The organism is Pseudomonas sp. TWI929 (assembly GCF_039673335.1).
In the GTDB taxonomy this organism is placed as follows: Bacteria; Pseudomonadota; Gammaproteobacteria; order Pseudomonadales; family Pseudomonadaceae; genus Aquipseudomonas.
In genome coordinates this window covers 1-15,400 of the sequence record NZ_JBDJLK010000010.1, presented here as the reverse complement: position 1 = coordinate 15,400, position 15,400 = coordinate 1, and the positions used below count along the sequence as shown (strand labels likewise).

Sequence of the window (15,400 nt, the reverse complement as noted above, 5' to 3'; positions counted from 1 at the left end):
GCGAAGCCAGGGCCGGCACGGTACGCAGCCAGAGGGTTAGATGTCCAGCAGCAGGCGAGACGGATCTTCCAGCAGGTTCTTGATGGTGACCAGGAAGGTTACCGCTTCCTTGCCATCGATCAGGCGGTGATCGTAGGACAGCGCCAGGTACATCATCGGGCGAATCACCACTTGGCCATTTACGGCCATCGGGCGCTGGATGATGTTGTGCATGCCGAGGATCGCGGCCTGCGGCGGGTTGACGATCGGGGTCGACATCATCGAGCCGAAGGTACCGCCGTTGGTGATGGTGAAGGTGCCGCCGGTCATTTCTTCGATCGACAGTTTGCCGTCACGGGCTTTCTTGCCAAAGGTGGCAATGCCGTTTTCGATTTCAGCCAGGCTCATCGACTCGGCGTTACGCAGTACCGGTACCACCAGGCCACGGTCGCTGGAAACCGCAACACCGACGTCGGCGAAGCCGTGGTAGACGATGTCGTTGCCGTCGATCGAGGCGTTGACAGCCGGGAAGCGCTTCAGGGCTTCGGTGGCGGCCTTGACGAAGAACGACATGAAGCCCAGGCGTACGCCGTTGTGGGTCTTCTCGAACAGGTCCTTGTACTTCGAACGCAGGGCCATGACTTCGGTCATGTCGACTTCGTTGAAGGTGGTCAGCATGGCCATGTTCGACTGGGCTTCGACCAGACGCTCGGCGATCTTGGCACGCAGGCGGGTCATCGGCACGCGCTTCTCGGTGCGGTCGCCAGCAGCGGTTACCACCGGAGCAGCAGCAGCGGCGGCAGGCTTGGCAGCCGGGGCAGCGGCAGGTGCCGACTTCTTGTTGGCAACAGCAGCAACCACGTCTTCCTTGGTGACGCGACCGCCTTTACCGGTACCGGCAACGGTAGCCAGGTCGATGCCGTTTTCTTCAGCCAGCTTGCGCGCGGCCGGGGCAGCGATCGGGTCGTCTTCGCCAGCGTCAGCAGCAGCGGCGGCCGGAGCAGCAGCAGGAGCGGCGGCAGCGGCAGGCGCGGCGGCAGCACCGCCCTCAACGATCGAACCCAGCACTTCGTCGGACAGGACGGTGTCGCCCTCGCCCTTGACGATGTCGCCCAGCACGCCATCGGCGGTAGCCAGCACTTCCAGGACAACCTTGTCGGTCTCGATGTCGACGATCAGCTCGTCACGCTTGACGGCTTCGCCCGGCTTCTTGTGCCAGGTGGCAACGGTGCCATCGGCAACCGATTCCGGGAAGGTTGGGGCTTTGATCTCGATAGCCATTATCAGTGTTTCCTTAAATTCGGTTTCAGGTGCGCGAAGGCGTTAGACAGTGAAGGCGTCTTGCAGCAGTTTTTCCTGCTGTTCGGCGTGCTTCGAAGCGTAACCACAGGCTGGCGCGGCAGAAGCGTCGCGACCGGCGTATTCCAGGACCAGTGCCTTGTTGTGGCGGCCCAGGATACGGCGCATGTGGTGCTGACTGCTGTACCAGGCGCCCTGGTTCATCGGCTCTTCCTGGCACCATACGGCGTGCTTGAGGTTGCTGTATTGCGCCAGGATTTCGACCAGGTCGTCTTCCGGGAACGGGTACAGCTGCTCGATACGCACGATGGCGATGTCTTCGCGGCCTTCGGCACGGCGTTTTTCCAGCAGGTCGTAGTAGACCTTGCCGCTGCACAGCACCAGGCGCTCGACCTTGGCCGGATCGATCGCGTCGATTTCCGGGATCACGGTCTGGAACGAGCCTTCTGCCAGGTCTTCCAAAGTCGAGATGGCCAGCTTGTGGCGCAGCAGCGACTTCGGCGTCAGGACTACCAGCGGCTTGCGCAGCGGGCGAATGACCTGGCGACGCAGCAGGTGGTAGATCTGGGCCGGGGTGGTCGGGACGCAGACCTGGATGTTGTGCTCGGCGCACAGCTGCAGGTAACGCTCCAGACGCGCGGAGGAGTGCTCCGGGCCCTGCCCTTCATAACCGTGTGGCAGCAGCATGGTCAGACCGCACAGGCGGCCCCACTTGTGCTCGCCGCTGGTGATGAACTGGTCGATCACCACTTGCGCACCGTTGGCGAAGTCACCGAACTGGGCTTCCCAGATCACCAGCGCGTTCGGCGTGGTGGTGGAGTAGCCGTATTCGAAGGCCAGTACCGCTTCTTCGGACAGGAACGAATCGTACAGGTCGAAACGTGGCTGGCCCGGGAACAGGTTCTGCAGCGGGATGTAAGTGCTGGCGTCCTTCTGGTTGTGCAGCACCGCGTGACGGTGCGAGAAGGTGCCACGGCCGATGTCCTGGCCGGTCATGCGGATCGGGTGACCTTCGAACTGCAGGGTGGCGTAGGCCATGGTCTCTGCATAACCCCAGTTGATCGGCAAGCCACCGGCCTGCATCTTCTGACGGTCTTCGTAGATCTTCGACACCTGACGCTGGACCACGAAGCCTTCCGGCAGCTCGAGCAGCTTGGCCGACAGGTCCTGCAGGGTCTTGAGGTCGAAACGGGTGTCGTGACGCGCGGTCCAGGCATGGCCCAGGTACGGACGCCAGTCGACGAACAGCTCGCGGTTCGGCTCCTTGACCAGGCTTTTCACCACGTGCAGGCCATTGTCCAGCGCGTTGCGGTACTCGTCGATCTTGGCCTGGGCGCGTTCGGCATCGATGCGGCCGGCCTGGATCAGTGCCTCGGCGTACAGCTCACGGGTGGTGCGCTGCTTGCTGATCTGCTGGTACATCAATGGCTGGGTGCCATTCGGCTCGTCGGCCTCGTTGTGGCCGCGACGGCGGTAGCAGACCAGGTCGATGACCACGTCACGCTTGAACTGCATGCGGTAGTCGATGGCCAGCTGGGTAACGAACAGCACTGCTTCCGGGTCGTCGCCGTTCACGTGCAGGATCGGCGCCTGGATCATCTTGGCAACGTCGGTGGCGTACTCGGTGGAGCGCGAGTCCAGCGGGTTGCTGATGGTGAAGCCAACCTGGTTGTTGATCACGATGTGCACGGTACCGCCGGTCTTGAAACCGCGGGTCTGCGACATCTGGAAGGTTTCCATGACCACGCCCTGGCCAGCGAACGCAGCGTCGCCGTGGATCGAGATCGGCAGCACCTTGTCGCCAACGGTGTCGTTGCGGCGGTCCTGACGGGCGCGCACCGAACCCTCGACCACTGGCGAAACGATTTCCAGGTGGGACGGGTTGAACGCCATGGCCAGGTGCACTTCGCCACCAGCGGTCATCACGTTCGAGGAGAAGCCCTGGTGATACTTCACGTCACCGGAGCCCAGCTCGTTCATCTTCTTGCCTTCGAACTCGTCGAACAGCTCGCGCGGGTTCTTGCCGAAGGTGTTCACCAGTACGTTCAGGCGGCCACGGTGGGCCATGCCGATCACGACTTCCTTGGTACCGTAGGAGCCGGAACGCTGGATCATTTCGTCCAGCATCGGGATCAGGCTTTCGCCGCCCTCGAGGCCGAAACGCTTGGTGCCTGGGTACTTGGTGCCCAGGTACTTCTCAAGGCCTTCACCGGCAGTCACGCGCTCGAGCAAGTGGGCCTGCACGTCAGCGGAAAACTCCGGACGGCCGCGCACGCTTTCCAGGCGCTGCTGGAACCAGCTGCGCTGCTCGGAATCGACGATATGGGTGAACTCGGCGCCAATGGTGCGACAATATGTCTTCTGGAGTGCCTCGAAGATGTCGCGTAGGCTCGCCTCCTCTTTGCCGATGAACAGGTCGCCGGCACGGAAAGTCGTATCAAGATCGGCATTGGTCAAGCCGTAGTGATTGATCGACAGGTCTACGGGCGCAGGGCGCTGCCACAACCCCAACGGGTCGAGCTTGGCAGCCTGATGGCCGCGCATACGATAGGCCTGGATCAGTCGCAGAACTTCAACCTGCTTCTTCTCGTGTTCACTGCTCACGCTCCCGGCAGATACCGGTTGGGCGCGGCGCTGGTTCTTTGCCAGCAGTACGAAATGGTCGCGGATTGTCGAGTGCGATACATCAGTAGCGGTGCTGCCGTCGGCTGGCAACTTCTGGAAGTAAGTGCGCCACTCTTCTGGCACAGCGTTAGGGTCGTGCAGGTAGAGCTCGTAGAGCTCTTCCACATATGCAGCGTTACCACCTGAAAGGTGGGCGCTATCCCACATGCGCTGCATCACGCTTTCTTGCATGCTTGGTCACCCTCGATTAGGGGACTGATCGGCGAGAGCCACAGCAAACCTGGAAAAGTCCGAATACAGCGACTGAACCACGCCACTAGGATCCTGCTGATTTTCCGGGTACCAGCCCGGAAAGCCCCTGCTGGTCTCATATCTTCATAGGTAATGAGCGCGGGCTTTGTGAGCCCTTGCTCGGGTTTTACCTCAGTGCGGGCTCACCACCCGCACCTCGGCTTACTGCAGGTACAACACTTTGTATCAGGTGCCGCTTTGCAGCAGCATGTTACGTACGTGACCGATTGCCTTGGTCGGGTTCAGACCTTTCGGGCAAACGTTCACGCAGTTCATGATCCCGCGGCAGCGGAATACGCTGAACGGGTCATCCAGGGACGCCAGGCGCTCCTGAGTCTTGGTGTCGCGGCTGTCGGCCAGGAAGCGGTAGGCTTGCAGCAGAGCAGCTGGGCCCAGGAACTTGTCCGGGTTCCACCAGAACGACGGGCAGGAAGTCGAGCAGCAAGCGCACAGGATGCACTCGTACAGGCCGTCCAGCTTGTCGCGGTCTTCCGGCGACTGCAGGCGCTCGATGGCCGGCGCCGGGGTATCGTTCTGCAGGAACGGCTTCACCTTCTCGTACTGCTTGTAGAAGATGCTCATGTCGACCACCAGGTCACGAATGACCGGCAGGCCTGGCAGCGGGCGCAGAACCAGCTTGTTTCCCTTGACCACACCCGACAGCGGGGTGATGCAGGCCAGGCCGTTCTTGCCGTTCATGTTCATGCCGTCGGAACCGCAAACGCCTTCACGGCAGGAGCGACGGTACGAGAAACCCTCGTCCTTTTCCTTGATCAGTGCCAATACATCCAGCACCATCAGGTCTTTGCCGCCGGTATCGACGTCGAACGACTCCATTTTTGGCGCCGAGTCGGTGTCCGGGTTGTAACGATAAACTTCGACTTTCAACATAGCAGCCACCCTTAGTAAGTCCGGACTTTTGGTTCGAAGGCTGGAACAGTCTTCGGCGCAAAGTTGACGCCGCGCTTGGCAACGCGCTTCTCACCCGGGTAGTACAGGGTGTGGCACAGCCAGTTTTCGTCGTCACGGTCTTCGAAGTCTTCACGGGCGTGAGCACCGCGGGACTCTTTACGGGCTTCGGCCGCGATGGCAGTAGCTTCGGCAACTTCCAGCAGGTTCTGCAGCTCCAGCGCTTCGATACGCGCGGTGTTGAAGGCCTGGGACTTGTCGTTGATCTTGACGTTGGCGATACGCTCGCGCAGGCCAGCCAGCTGCTCGATACCCTTCAGCATGTATTCGCCAGTGCGGAATACACCGAAGTAGTTCTGCATGCAGCTCTGCAGCTCACGCTTCAGGCTGGCAACGTCTTCACCCGTGGTACGCCCGTTGAGGTTATTCAGGCGGCTCAGGGCAACATCGATATCGGTGTCGCTGGCGTCGAGGTGCTCGATGCCGTCGCTCAGCGCCTTCTCCAGGTGCAGGCCGGCAGCACGGCCGAACACCACCAGGTCGAGCAGCGAGTTGCCGCCCAGGCGGTTGGCACCGTGTACCGATACGCACGCCACTTCACCTACGGCGAACAGGCCAGGAATGATGTGATCCTTGCCTTCTTCGTCCATGGTGATGGCCTGGCCATGGATGTTGGTGGCAACGCCGCCCATCATGTAGTGGCAGGTCGGAACAACCGGCACCGGCGCGACGACCGGGTCGACGTGGGCGAAGGTCTTGGACAGTTCGCAGATACCTGGCAGGCGGCTGTGCAGCACTTCCTCGCCCAGGTGGTCCAGCTTCAGCAGTACGTGGTCCTTGTTCGGGCCCACGCCGTTGCCGGCGATGATTTCCTTGACCATGGAACGGGCAACCACGTCGCGGCCGGCCAGGTCTTTCGCGTTCGGCGCGTAACGCTCCATGAAGCGCTCGCCGTGGGCGTTGATCAGGTAACCACCCTCACCGCGGCAACCTTCGGTTACCAGCACACCAGCGCCGGCGATGCCGGTCGGGTGGAACTGCCACATCTCGATGTCCTGCACCGGCACGCCGGCACGCAGGGCCATGCCGATACCGTCACCGGTATTGATCAGGGCGTTGGTGGTGGAAGCGTAGATACGGCCCGCACCGCCAGTAGCCAGAACAGTGGCCTTGGACTTGATGTACATGGTTTCGCCGGTTTCGATGCAGATCGCGATCACACCGACAAAGGCGCCTTCCTGGTTCTTCACCAGGTCAACGGCATAGTACTCGTTGAGGAAGGTGGTACCGGCTTTCAGGTTGCCCTGGTACAGGGTGTGCAGCAGCGCGTGACCAGTACGGTCGGATGCGGCACAGGTACGGGCGGCCTGGCCACCTTTACCGAAGTCCTTGGACTGGCCACCGAACGGGCGCTGGTAGATACGGCCGGTTTCGGTACGCGAGAACGGCAGGCCCATGTGGTCCAGCTCGAAGACCGCAGCCGGGCCTTCCTGACACATGTATTCGATAGCGTCCTGGTCACCGATGTAGTCGGAGCCCTTGACGGTATCGTACATGTGCCAGCGCCAGTCGTCGTTCGGGTCGGCCGAAGCGATGGCGCAGGTGATGCCGCCCTGGGCGGATACAGTGTGCGAACGGGTCGGGAAGACCTTGGTGACTACGGCAGTCTTGTGGCCGCCTTGCGCCAGTTGCAGCGCTGCGCGCATGCCGGCGCCGCCGCCACCAATGATGATGGCGTCGAAGGAAATGGTTGGAATGCTAGCCATGGATCAGATACCCCAGAGAATCTGCACACCCCAGACGAAGTAAGCGAACATCGCAACGCCGCATACCGCCTGGAACAGGAAACGAATCGCAGTTGCCGACTTGCCGAACGACATAGGCGTCAGGTAGTCGGTCGCAATGGTCCACATGCCGACCCAGGCGTGAGCGCCCAGGGCAACGAGGGCCAGCAAGCTGAAGATTCGCATCGCGTTGTTGGAGAACAGACCATGCCACTGGGTGTAGTCGATGCCTGGGTGGGCGACCACGTAGCCGATCAGGAAGATGAAGTAAGCCGCGAGAACGACCGCAGAAACGCGCTGCGCCATCCAGTCATAGAGGCCCGAACGCGACAGGTTCGTGACATTGGTTACCATACCCAAACTCCCACCAGAACGATCAGCACCACGGAGATGACGATCACGATTTTCGAGCCCAGCTTGCCGCCTTCCAGCGTCTCACCGATGCCCATGTCCATGATCAGGTGACGAACACCTGCCACGAGGTGATAAAGCAGGGCGGACAGCAGGCCCCAGGTCACGAACTTGGCCAGCGGGCTGGTCAGACACGCCTTCACCTCACCGAAGCCTTCCTCGGAACCCAGCGACTTGCCCAGTGCATAAAGCATGATGGCAAGGCCGATGAACAGGATGACGCCGGAGATACGGTGAAGAATGGACGTGTACGCAGTGACGGGGAGCTTGATGGTCCTTAGGTCTAGGTTTACAGGTCGTTGGCTTTTCACGGCTTTTTTCACACTGAAGAGCCCCTAGCGAATCAGGGCAAAGTTGTTGGTAAGTGTACTGGTCAGGTACCCACCACCCAGGGAACGGCGACCCCCAGCAGTTCGGGCTTGCAAGCCCCTGGCGGTCGGGTTGCGAGTATAGACAGTTAGGCTGCTTATGACAACGTGACGGGGTAGCCCAAATAGCGCATTGCCTTTAGCGAACAAAAGGCGTAAATGGGCGAGAATTTCGCGAAAAATCAGGCCTCAATGCCTGTTTCAACAAGCCTTTAGGCAAATTGACATCTGAATTTATCCCTCTATAGTGGTGCGGGCCCTGCGTGGGGGGTCTGTCTGATGATTTCAAGCATTAATAGGAGGCCACATGGCTGACAAAAAAGCGCAGTTGGTCATCGAGGGCGCTGCCCCCGTCGAGCTGCCCATTTTAACCGGCACCGTTGGTCCTGATGTAATCGACGTCCGCGGGTTGGGGGCCACTGGTCACTTCACCTTCGACCCTGGTTTCATGGCGACCGCCTCGTGCGAGTCGAAGATCACCTACATTGACGGCGACAAAGGTATCCTGCTGCACCGCGGCTACCCGATCGAGCAACTCGCCGAAAAATCCGACTACCTCGAAACCTGCTACCTGCTGCTCAACGGCGAACTGCCGAATGCCGAGCAGAAGGCCCAGTTCGTCAGCACCGTGAAAAACCACACCATGGTTCACGAGCAGCTGAAGTCCTTCTTCAACGGTTTCCGCCGCGACGCTCACCCGATGGCGGTGATGTGCGGTGTGGTCGGCGCCCTGTCGGCGTTCTATCACGACTCCCTGGACATCAATAACCCGCAGCACCGCGAAATTTCCGCAGTGCGCCTGGTCGCCAAGATGCCGACCCTGGCTGCGATGGTTTACAAGTACTCCATGGGCCAGCCGATGATGTACCCGCGCAACGACCTGTCGTACGCGGAAAACTTCCTGCACATGATGTTCAACACCCCGTGCGAGATCAAACCGATCAGCCCGGTGTTGGCCAAGGCAATGGACCGGATCTTCATCCTCCATGCCGACCACGAGCAGAACGCCTCCACCTCGACCGTTCGTCTGGCCGGCTCGTCGGGTGCCAACCCGTTCGCCTGTATCGCCGCCGGCATCGCCGCACTGTGGGGCCCGGCCCACGGCGGTGCGAACGAAGCCGTTCTGACCATGCTCGATGAAATTGGCGATGTATCGAACATCGACAAGTTCATCGCCAAGGCCAAGGACAAGAACGACCCGTTCAAGCTCATGGGCTTCGGTCACCGCGTTTACAAGAACCGCGACCCGCGCGCCACCGTGATGAAGCAGACCTGCGACGAAGTCCTGCGCGAGCTGGGCATCAAGAACGACCCGCAGCTGCAACTGGCCATGCGCCTGGAAGAGATCGCCCTCACCGATCCGTACTTCATCGAGCGCTCGCTGTACCCGAACGTCGACTTCTACTCGGGGATCATCCTCAAGGCGATCGGCATTCCGACCAGCATGTTCACCGTGATCTTCGCCCTGGCACGTACCGTGGGCTGGATCTCGCACTGGAAAGAAATGCTCTCCAGCCCGTACAAGATCGGCCGCCCGCGCCAGCTGTATACCGGCGAGCAGAAGCGCGACATCGTTGCGCTGCAGGACCGCAAGTAAGCTTCAATAGCCGAACGCAAAAAGGCTGCCCTCGGGCAGCCTTTTTTTATTGCAAAATCCTGCAGGTCACAGTTCGGCTTTTGTGGGAGCGGCCTTGCGTCGCGAAAGGGCCGCATAGCGGCCCCGGCATTATTGCGGGAGGCCAGGACCCTGGGGCCGCTTCGCGCCCCTTTTCGCGACGCAAGGCCGCTCCCACAGAGACCGCGCGCCGCATTTAGCCTCAGTTTTTCTCAGCCCGCTCGCGCAACCCTTTCAGGGTATTGAACGGTGAGTCCACCACGAACTTGTTGGCGACCATCGCCGGCACGCTACCACCCGGCTCGGTATGCACCTGGTAAGTCACTTCCGTAGTGTCGCCCTTGGGCACCAACCTCCAGAAGCCTTCGACCTTCGCCACCCGCACAAAGCCCTTCTCTTCCGGGATATAGGTCGGCTCTTCGACCAGGTTACGGGTCAGGCTGCCATCAGCCCCCTTGACCGTGGTGATATGCAGCACCGAGTCACGCGGGGTCACCGGCCATGGTGTGTTGAACTGGGTGTAGGTCCAGCTCTGGTCACCTTCATGCTTGAGCAGTTTCTGCGACTTGCATTCGTGAATCCATGCACAGGCCCCGGTCACGTCTTCCTGCAGTGCCTGCACCTTGGCCAGGGGCGCCTTGATCAGGGTAACTCCCTGGTAAGCCTTGTACTTGGAACCGGCCACTTCGCTAAGGGACACCTTGATCCCCTCCTCGTCCTTGGCCACTTGCCAGTTTTCGGCCCAGGCCGCAGGGGACAGCAGAACACCCATGCCACACAGCAGTGCAATACGCTTGAACGATCTCATCATGTTTATCCTTGTTGTCGAAGATCCAGCCTGTTACGCCGCCGTCATTTGCTCCCACCAGCCAAGAATCCTGATTGCCTCGTCACGGTCACTGCCGCACACCTCGACGTCCGCCTTGAAGCCACCACACACCGCCGGCCGCTCGGGCTTGCCGAACAAGTCGCAGAGGTTGGCAGCGGTCAGGTGCAGGCAGCGCTCGCCAGCCGGCTTGCCATTGGGCATGCGCGGCATCGCAGAGCTGATGGACGGGGCGATGCAGCAGGCACCACAGCCCTCACGGCAATTCATGGTTATTCACCAAAATCAGGACTCCCTGGAACAAAACGGGACGAACGCCCCCGGATAGTACTCGCTCAAACAGTCGTTTGAAATTACTGGCACGATTAAATATGGGGTGACTCGGTAGTCAGTTTGCTGGCTACTGGCGGTACTCGAAATCGATGGCCGCCCCTTCCACGTCATGACGGCTGTCATTGCGCAACTGCAACTGCATTTCGTTGTTGATCAACCGGCCATTGAGCTGGAAGGGGCTGTCGCTGGTCTCTGGTTTTTCGGTAAACATCGGGGGCAGCAAAGGTTTGCGTCGCTGGATGGGTGAAGGGTTGCCCACATTCGGCTCAAGGTCATTGACCATGTCGACCGGCAGGCTGAGGTCCAGCTTTGCCTTGGGCAAGGGCTTGGCAACCGCCTTGCTGACCGCCTTGTGCACCGGCTTGGCCTTGTTGTTACTGGCCTTTTTGGGCGCTTGCTTCTGCACGGGCTTGGCTGCCGCCTTCTGTGCCGGCTTGCCGTGAGTCGCCTGCGCCTGGCTTGTCGGCTGCGCAGCCTGGGCCGCACCGCCAAGGTAGCAGAGCGGTGCAAGGCACAAGATCAGGGCAAAACGGCGTAAAGCATTCATGGCAAATGGACAGGCTGGCAGGAAAGCTGCGTATGCTCTCTGTTCCGCAGCCCCCTGGCAAGCCTTACAAAAGTGTGGTCGCAGACTCTCTGCACAACTGCTGAGCCAGCAAACCAAGGGTGATCACTGCCCGCTCGGCTTCCTTGTTCCATGGAATACCACAATTCAGGCGGATGCAATGGTTGAACTGCTCGGTGTTACTGAAGATCAGCCCCGGGGCAATGCTGATGCCCTGCTCTAACGCACGCACATGCAGCTCCTGAGTATTGACCCGCCCTGGCAGGCTCACCCAGAGGATGAAACCACCCGTCGGCCGGGTCATCTGGGTACCCTCCGGGAAGTGCTGCTGCACTGCCAACTGGTAGGCGCTGAGGTTCTTGCGATACTCCTGGCGGATGTAGCGCAGGTGCCGGTCGTAGCCGCCATTCTCCAGGTAGGCCGCCACCCCCATCTGCGTCACGCTGCAGGCCGAATGGGTGGTGAACGTTTGCAGGCGCTGGATTTCATCCTGGTAGCGGCCGGCGACCATCCAGCCAACGCGCACGCCGGGGGACAGGGTCTTGGAGAAGCTTGAACAGTAGATCACCCGGTCCAGCCGGTCGAACGCCTTCAGTGCCTTGGTCTTACCCTGCTCGAACATCAGCTCGCCATAGATGTCGTCCTCGACGATCTGGATATCGAAGTCCGATGCCAGCCGCAGCAATTGCTTCTGCCGCTCTTCCGGGACGGTGCCGCCCAGTGGGTTGCTCAGGCGCGTGGTCAGCACCAGGGCCTTGATCGACCACTGGTTGGCCGCCAGTTGCAAGGCTTCAAGGCTGATGCCCGTGGACGGGTCACTGGGGATTTCGATCACTTTCAGGCCCAGCAGGTCAGCCAACTGCAGCAAGCCGTAATAGGTCGGTGATTCGGCGGCGATCAGGTCGCCTGGGCGGGTCAGCACGCGCAGCGACATCTGCAAGGCATCGACGCAGCCATGGGTCACGATCACTTCACGCGGGTCGACCAGCACGCCGGCATCACGCATGCGAATGGCGATCTGCCGGCGCAGCGGCTCGAAACCGGGGCTGAACATGTAGCTGAAGGCGCGCGGGCTGTGGAAGCGCGTCACCTTGGCAATTTGTTGATGCAGGGCGCGCACCGGCAGGTAGTCGACATGCGGTACGGCAGCACCGAACGGGAACACGCCATCACGGCGCGCCTCGGTCAACACCTGCTGGATGATGCTGGCACGGGTGACCAGGCCAGGGCGCTCCACACGGGCGATGTCCGGAGTTTGCGCGGTCAGGGCCGGGGTCTGGTGCACGTAGTAGCCAGACTGCGGCCGCGCGCGAATCAACCCCTGGTCTTCGAGGTTGGCATAGGCCTGCAGCACCGTGGCATGGCTGACATTGAGCTGGGCGCTCATCTTGCGCACGGAGGGTACCCGCTCGCCTGGCTGGTAGACACCGCGGCGGATGTCATCGGCCAGTTGCTGGGCGATACGCTGGTACAGCAGCAGGTTGGTCATGGCTGGATCTCGACGCGCGGACGGGCTCGTTATTCTTGTGCGACTCACTGACGGTAGAGGATACCGTAACAGTTGCAAAGTGTACTGGGACAGATGGCAGAGTCGCCACAACATCTTAGGCGCCTGCGAGATCGAGCGCCGCCCGCGCGGCGCATCGCGGGCAAGCCCGCTCCTACATTTGTTGCAACGTGCCAAACCTGTAACGCCATGGTTGCCCGCCTTGGCGCAAGTCTTGAGTCTTGCAAACCGGCTGACAACCATGGCCTGACAGGCATGGCCACGTTGCAACAAATGTAGGAGCGGATTTATCCGCGATGCGCCGCGCGGGCGGCGCTCGATCTAACAGGCGCAGACAATACCGAGGCGAACACCGACCCTCAGCGCGCGGGCGCGAGCCTGCCCTTCTCATCGGAAAACACGATCTCAACCCGACGGTTCTGCGCCCTGCCCCGCTCCGAGGCATTGGCCTCGATCGGATACTGGTCGCCATAACCTTCCACCTGCAGGCGCTTCTCGTCGATCCCCAGATCCACCAGCATGTCGGCCACGGATTGCGCGCGGTCGCGCGACAGCTTGATGTTGTCCTCGGGGGCGCCCGTGCTGTCGGTATAACCCTCGATACGCACCACCCGGCGCGGGTTCAATTGCAGGAACTGCACCAGCTTGAGCACGGTACGGCTGGCGGAGTTCTTCAGGTCGGCGCTACCGGTGTCGAACAGCACGTCACCCAACGTCATCACCAGGCCACGATCGGCCTGCTCCGAGGCCAGCGCAGCAATCTGCGACTCGACCCACTTGCCCTGCTGCTGCACGCTGGCCAGCTTGGCCTCGCGCAATGCCAACTGCAGGCGCTGACGCTCCAGGTCAAGCTTGGCTCGGCGCTCCTGGCTCAGCGCCAGCTTGGCATGCTCACTGGCGATCTCGCTGTACCGCTGGCTGAGGTAAGCGTAATGGCGGACATCGGAGCCAGTGCCGATGTAGCTGGACAGGCGCTCGGCTCGCGCCAGCGACTCGCCTGCGCGAATTACGTCACGCGGCGCACTGCGCAACACGTCGGAATCATCCTTGACCTTCTGGAAGGCAGCCGTGGCGTCATCCAGCGCGGCGCTGCTGCGCTGGCTGGCGCAACCCTGCAAACCGGTCGTTAACGCCAGCAACACCAACGCAGCCAATGGGGTACGACCAATCATGGCTGCACCTCCAGTTGCTTGCGCAAGCGCTTGACCCGCGTCTGCAACAACTGCAGCTGCTCTTCACTCTTCTGGTTAAGCACCTGGGCTTCGGCCAGGCGCGCATCCAGCTCGGCCTGCTCGGCGCGCATGCGTGCATCGCGGTAGTCTTCAGTCAGCATGTTGCTCTTGGCCCGGGCCAGCTTGTCTTCCGCCAGCTTCAGCGTTTCGACCTGTTCGGTGGCGCCGACGGCCCTGGCCTGTTCCAGTGCCTGTTCGGAAATGCGCATCTGCTGGTCAGGCGCCGGATCATTGGCGCAGCCAGCCAGGCCGAGCACGGCCAGGGCAAGGATTAGTGGTTGGGTTCTCACGCAATCTTCCTAGTGTTTGGGGGCGTCCGCTGGCACCTGCAACTGCGCTTTCCAGCGCTCGACATTACGTTGCAGCACGGCCTCGGACGCACCGGAGATCGGCAATTCTGTCAGTTTTTTCGCCAATTGCCCACGCAACCAGCTGTCATTGCAAGCCGAGTTGTGCGACAACGCCAGGTACAGGCCCGGCCGATCCACCGGCAGGCCGCGGGCGATCAGGTCATTGCTCATGCCCAGGCTCTGGGCCATGGCCATACCCGAATAGCGGCCGGCGAGCACATAGTCCACCTGGCCGAGCACCAGTTTCTGGAAGGCCTGGGTAAGGTTCTGCGCCGGCACCAGTTTGAGCTGGGCCTTGGCAAAGTCGGTGAAGGCCGGCGTCAGCCGCGCGTGCTCGGACAAACTGCCCTGGTAATTGGCCAGGTCTGCCGGGCCATTGAAGGTCAGTTCGGCATCGTGGCGCGTCCACACCAGGTACTCGTTGAGCTGCAAGGGTGGGTGGATATAGTCCAGCGCGGTCAACTGTTCCACCAGCATGGGGGTATCGAGCAGCAAGTCCATACGCCCACTGCGTACTTCCTCCAGCGCCTGGTCGCGACGGCCTGCATTCAGCACTTCTACCTTCACACCCAGCTCGCCAGCCACCTGGCGCAACAGGTCGACGTTGGCGCCAATCAGGTGCTTCGGGTCTTTCGGGTCTTGCCACGAATAGGGCGGCGCATCAGGGCTACCGGTTGCCACCAGGCGCTCGCATTTACCTGCGGCCATGGCCAGTGGTGACATCAACAGCGCCACACATGCCAGCGCCCTGCCCGTTCCGCGCAACATCATCCCTCACTCCTTGTATTGCTTGATCCAGCCCTATCGCCGGCAAGCCAGCCCACAGGTACTGCACCGCCCTGAAGCGCCTCGCTGTACCTGTAGAAGCTGGCTGGCTGGCAAAAGGGCCGCAACAGACCACAAAAAAACCCGGCCCCCTGTACGAGGGCCGGGTTCTTTATAAGTGAAGCAGGCGGATCAGACCAGCTTTTCCAGCTCCGGAACCGCTTCGAACAGGTCAGCGACCAGGCCGTAGTCGGCTACCTGGAAGATCGGCGCTTCTTCGTCCTTGTTGATCGCAACGATCACTTTGGAGTCTTTCATGCCGGCCAGGTGCTGGATCGCGCCGGAGATACCGACGGCGATGTACAGCTGTGGTGCAACGATCTTGCCGGTCTGGCCAACCTGCATGTCGTTCGGCACGAAGCCGGCGTCGACTGCGGCGCGCGAGGCACCGACGGCAGCGCCGAGCTTGTCGGCCAGGCTGTACAGGTGCTTGAAGTTGTCACCGTTGCCCATGCCACGGCCGCCGGAGACGACGATCTTG

Annotated in this window: 15 protein-coding genes; 1 reads left to right on the top strand and 14 read right to left on the bottom strand. The window is 61.2% G+C overall.

Annotated features, from left to right (window positions below):
- Positions 1-36: 36 nt before the first annotated feature.
- From odhB to sdhC, 6 genes are all read right to left on the bottom strand, one after another.
- Entirely contained in the window at positions 37-1,260 is a 1,224-nt protein-coding gene (odhB, locus tag ABE456_RS06955; RefSeq protein WP_346643267.1) for a 2-oxoglutarate dehydrogenase complex dihydrolipoyllysine-residue succinyltransferase, read from the bottom strand.
- Positions 1,261-1,302: 42 nt separating this feature from the next.
- Positions 1,303-4,134, bottom strand: coding sequence for a 2-oxoglutarate dehydrogenase E1 component (locus ABE456_RS06950; RefSeq protein ID WP_346643266.1), 2,832 nt, complete (start codon positions 4,132-4,134; stop codon positions 1,303-1,305).
- Positions 4,135-4,380: 246 nt separating this feature from the next.
- Positions 4,381-5,085 carry a succinate dehydrogenase iron-sulfur subunit gene (locus ABE456_RS06945; protein ID WP_012315348.1) on the bottom strand — a complete coding sequence of 235 codons (705 nt, stop codon included), beginning with the start codon at positions 5,083-5,085 and terminating at the stop codon, positions 4,381-4,383.
- Between the two features lie 11 nt (positions 5,086-5,096).
- Entirely contained in the window at positions 5,097-6,869 is a 1,773-nt protein-coding gene (sdhA, locus tag ABE456_RS06940; protein ID WP_346643265.1) for a succinate dehydrogenase flavoprotein subunit, read from the bottom strand.
- 3 nt (positions 6,870-6,872) lie between these two features.
- Positions 6,873-7,241, bottom strand: coding sequence for a succinate dehydrogenase, hydrophobic membrane anchor protein (gene sdhD, locus ABE456_RS06935; protein ID WP_008091903.1), 369 nt, complete (start codon positions 7,239-7,241; stop codon positions 6,873-6,875).
- Positions 7,235-7,621, bottom strand: coding sequence for a succinate dehydrogenase, cytochrome b556 subunit (gene sdhC / locus ABE456_RS06930; RefSeq protein ID WP_008091902.1), 387 nt, complete (start codon positions 7,619-7,621; stop codon positions 7,235-7,237). The genes sdhD and sdhC overlap by 7 nt, the downstream gene beginning before the upstream one ends.
- A gap of 352 nt (positions 7,622-7,973) precedes the next feature.
- Between sdhC and gltA the strand changes: the two genes are divergently transcribed.
- Entirely contained in the window at positions 7,974-9,263 is a 1,290-nt protein-coding gene (gene gltA, locus ABE456_RS06925; RefSeq protein WP_346643264.1) for a citrate synthase, read from the top strand.
- Positions 9,264-9,483: 220 nt separating this feature from the next.
- Here the strand turns inward: gltA and ABE456_RS06920 are convergent, their stop codons facing one another.
- The 8 genes from ABE456_RS06920 to ABE456_RS06885 all read right to left on the bottom strand — a co-directional run.
- Positions 9,484-10,089 (bottom strand): START domain-containing protein, encoded by a 606-nt coding sequence (locus ABE456_RS06920; RefSeq protein WP_346643324.1) that lies wholly within the window; start codon positions 10,087-10,089, stop codon positions 9,484-9,486.
- A gap of 33 nt (positions 10,090-10,122) precedes the next feature.
- Positions 10,123-10,377, bottom strand: a complete 255-nt coding sequence (locus ABE456_RS06915) for a YkgJ family cysteine cluster protein (RefSeq protein WP_346643263.1) — start codon at positions 10,375-10,377, stop codon at positions 10,123-10,125.
- A gap of 130 nt (positions 10,378-10,507) precedes the next feature.
- Positions 10,508-10,987, bottom strand: coding sequence for a hypothetical protein (locus ABE456_RS06910; protein WP_346643262.1), 480 nt, complete (start codon positions 10,985-10,987; stop codon positions 10,508-10,510).
- A gap of 64 nt (positions 10,988-11,051) precedes the next feature.
- Positions 11,052-12,494 (bottom strand): PLP-dependent aminotransferase family protein, encoded by a 1,443-nt coding sequence (locus ABE456_RS06905; RefSeq protein WP_346643261.1) that lies wholly within the window; start codon positions 12,492-12,494, stop codon positions 11,052-11,054.
- A gap of 377 nt (positions 12,495-12,871) precedes the next feature.
- Entirely contained in the window at positions 12,872-13,684 is an 813-nt protein-coding gene (locus tag ABE456_RS06900; protein WP_346643260.1) for an OmpA family protein, read from the bottom strand.
- On the bottom strand, positions 13,681-14,034 hold the full coding sequence (locus ABE456_RS06895) for a DUF4398 domain-containing protein (RefSeq protein WP_346643259.1): 354 nt from the start codon (positions 14,032-14,034) through the stop codon (positions 13,681-13,683). Before ABE456_RS06895 ends, ABE456_RS06900 begins: the two co-directional genes overlap by 4 nt.
- Positions 14,035-14,043: 9 nt before the next feature.
- Positions 14,044-14,865: a transporter substrate-binding domain-containing protein gene (locus ABE456_RS06890; RefSeq protein ID WP_346643258.1), complete on the bottom strand. Its 822-nt coding sequence runs from the start codon at positions 14,863-14,865 to the stop codon at positions 14,044-14,046.
- A 186-nt stretch (positions 14,866-15,051) separates the two neighbouring features.
- On the bottom strand, positions 15,052-15,400 hold a 349-nt coding region (locus ABE456_RS06885), incomplete at its 5' end, for an FAD-binding protein (protein WP_346643257.1).

Excerpts from the sequence above, each read along its gene's own strand:
- ABE456_RS06890 (WP_346643258.1), bottom strand. The coding sequence starts at position 14,865 with ATGATGTTGCGCGGAACGGGCAGGGCGCTGGCATGTGTGGCGCTGTTG.
- sdhD (WP_008091903.1), bottom strand. The coding sequence starts at position 7,241 with ATGGTAACCAATGTCACGAACCTGTCGCGTTCGGGCCTCTATGACTGG.
- ABE456_RS06945 (WP_012315348.1), bottom strand. The coding sequence starts at position 5,085 with ATGTTGAAAGTCGAAGTTTATCGTTACAACCCGGACACCGACTCGGCG.
- ABE456_RS06950 (WP_346643266.1), bottom strand. The coding sequence starts at position 4,134 with ATGCAAGAAAGCGTGATGCAGCGCATGTGGGATAGCGCCCACCTTTCA.
- odhB (WP_346643267.1), bottom strand. The coding sequence starts at position 1,260 with ATGGCTATCGAGATCAAAGCCCCAACCTTCCCGGAATCGGTTGCCGAT.
- gltA (WP_346643264.1), top strand. The coding sequence starts at position 7,974 with ATGGCTGACAAAAAAGCGCAGTTGGTCATCGAGGGCGCTGCCCCCGTC.
- sdhA (WP_346643265.1), bottom strand. The coding sequence starts at position 6,869 with ATGGCTAGCATTCCAACCATTTCCTTCGACGCCATCATCATTGGTGGC.
- ABE456_RS06915 (WP_346643263.1), bottom strand. The coding sequence starts at position 10,377 with ATGAATTGCCGTGAGGGCTGTGGTGCCTGCTGCATCGCCCCGTCCATC.
- ABE456_RS06905 (WP_346643261.1), bottom strand. The coding sequence starts at position 12,494 with ATGACCAACCTGCTGCTGTACCAGCGTATCGCCCAGCAACTGGCCGAT.
- ABE456_RS06910 (WP_346643262.1), bottom strand. The coding sequence starts at position 10,987 with ATGAATGCTTTACGCCGTTTTGCCCTGATCTTGTGCCTTGCACCGCTC.
- ABE456_RS06900 (WP_346643260.1), bottom strand. The coding sequence starts at position 13,684 with ATGATTGGTCGTACCCCATTGGCTGCGTTGGTGTTGCTGGCGTTAACG.
- ABE456_RS06920 (WP_346643324.1), bottom strand. The coding sequence starts at position 10,089 with ATGAGATCGTTCAAGCGTATTGCACTGCTGTGTGGCATGGGTGTTCTG.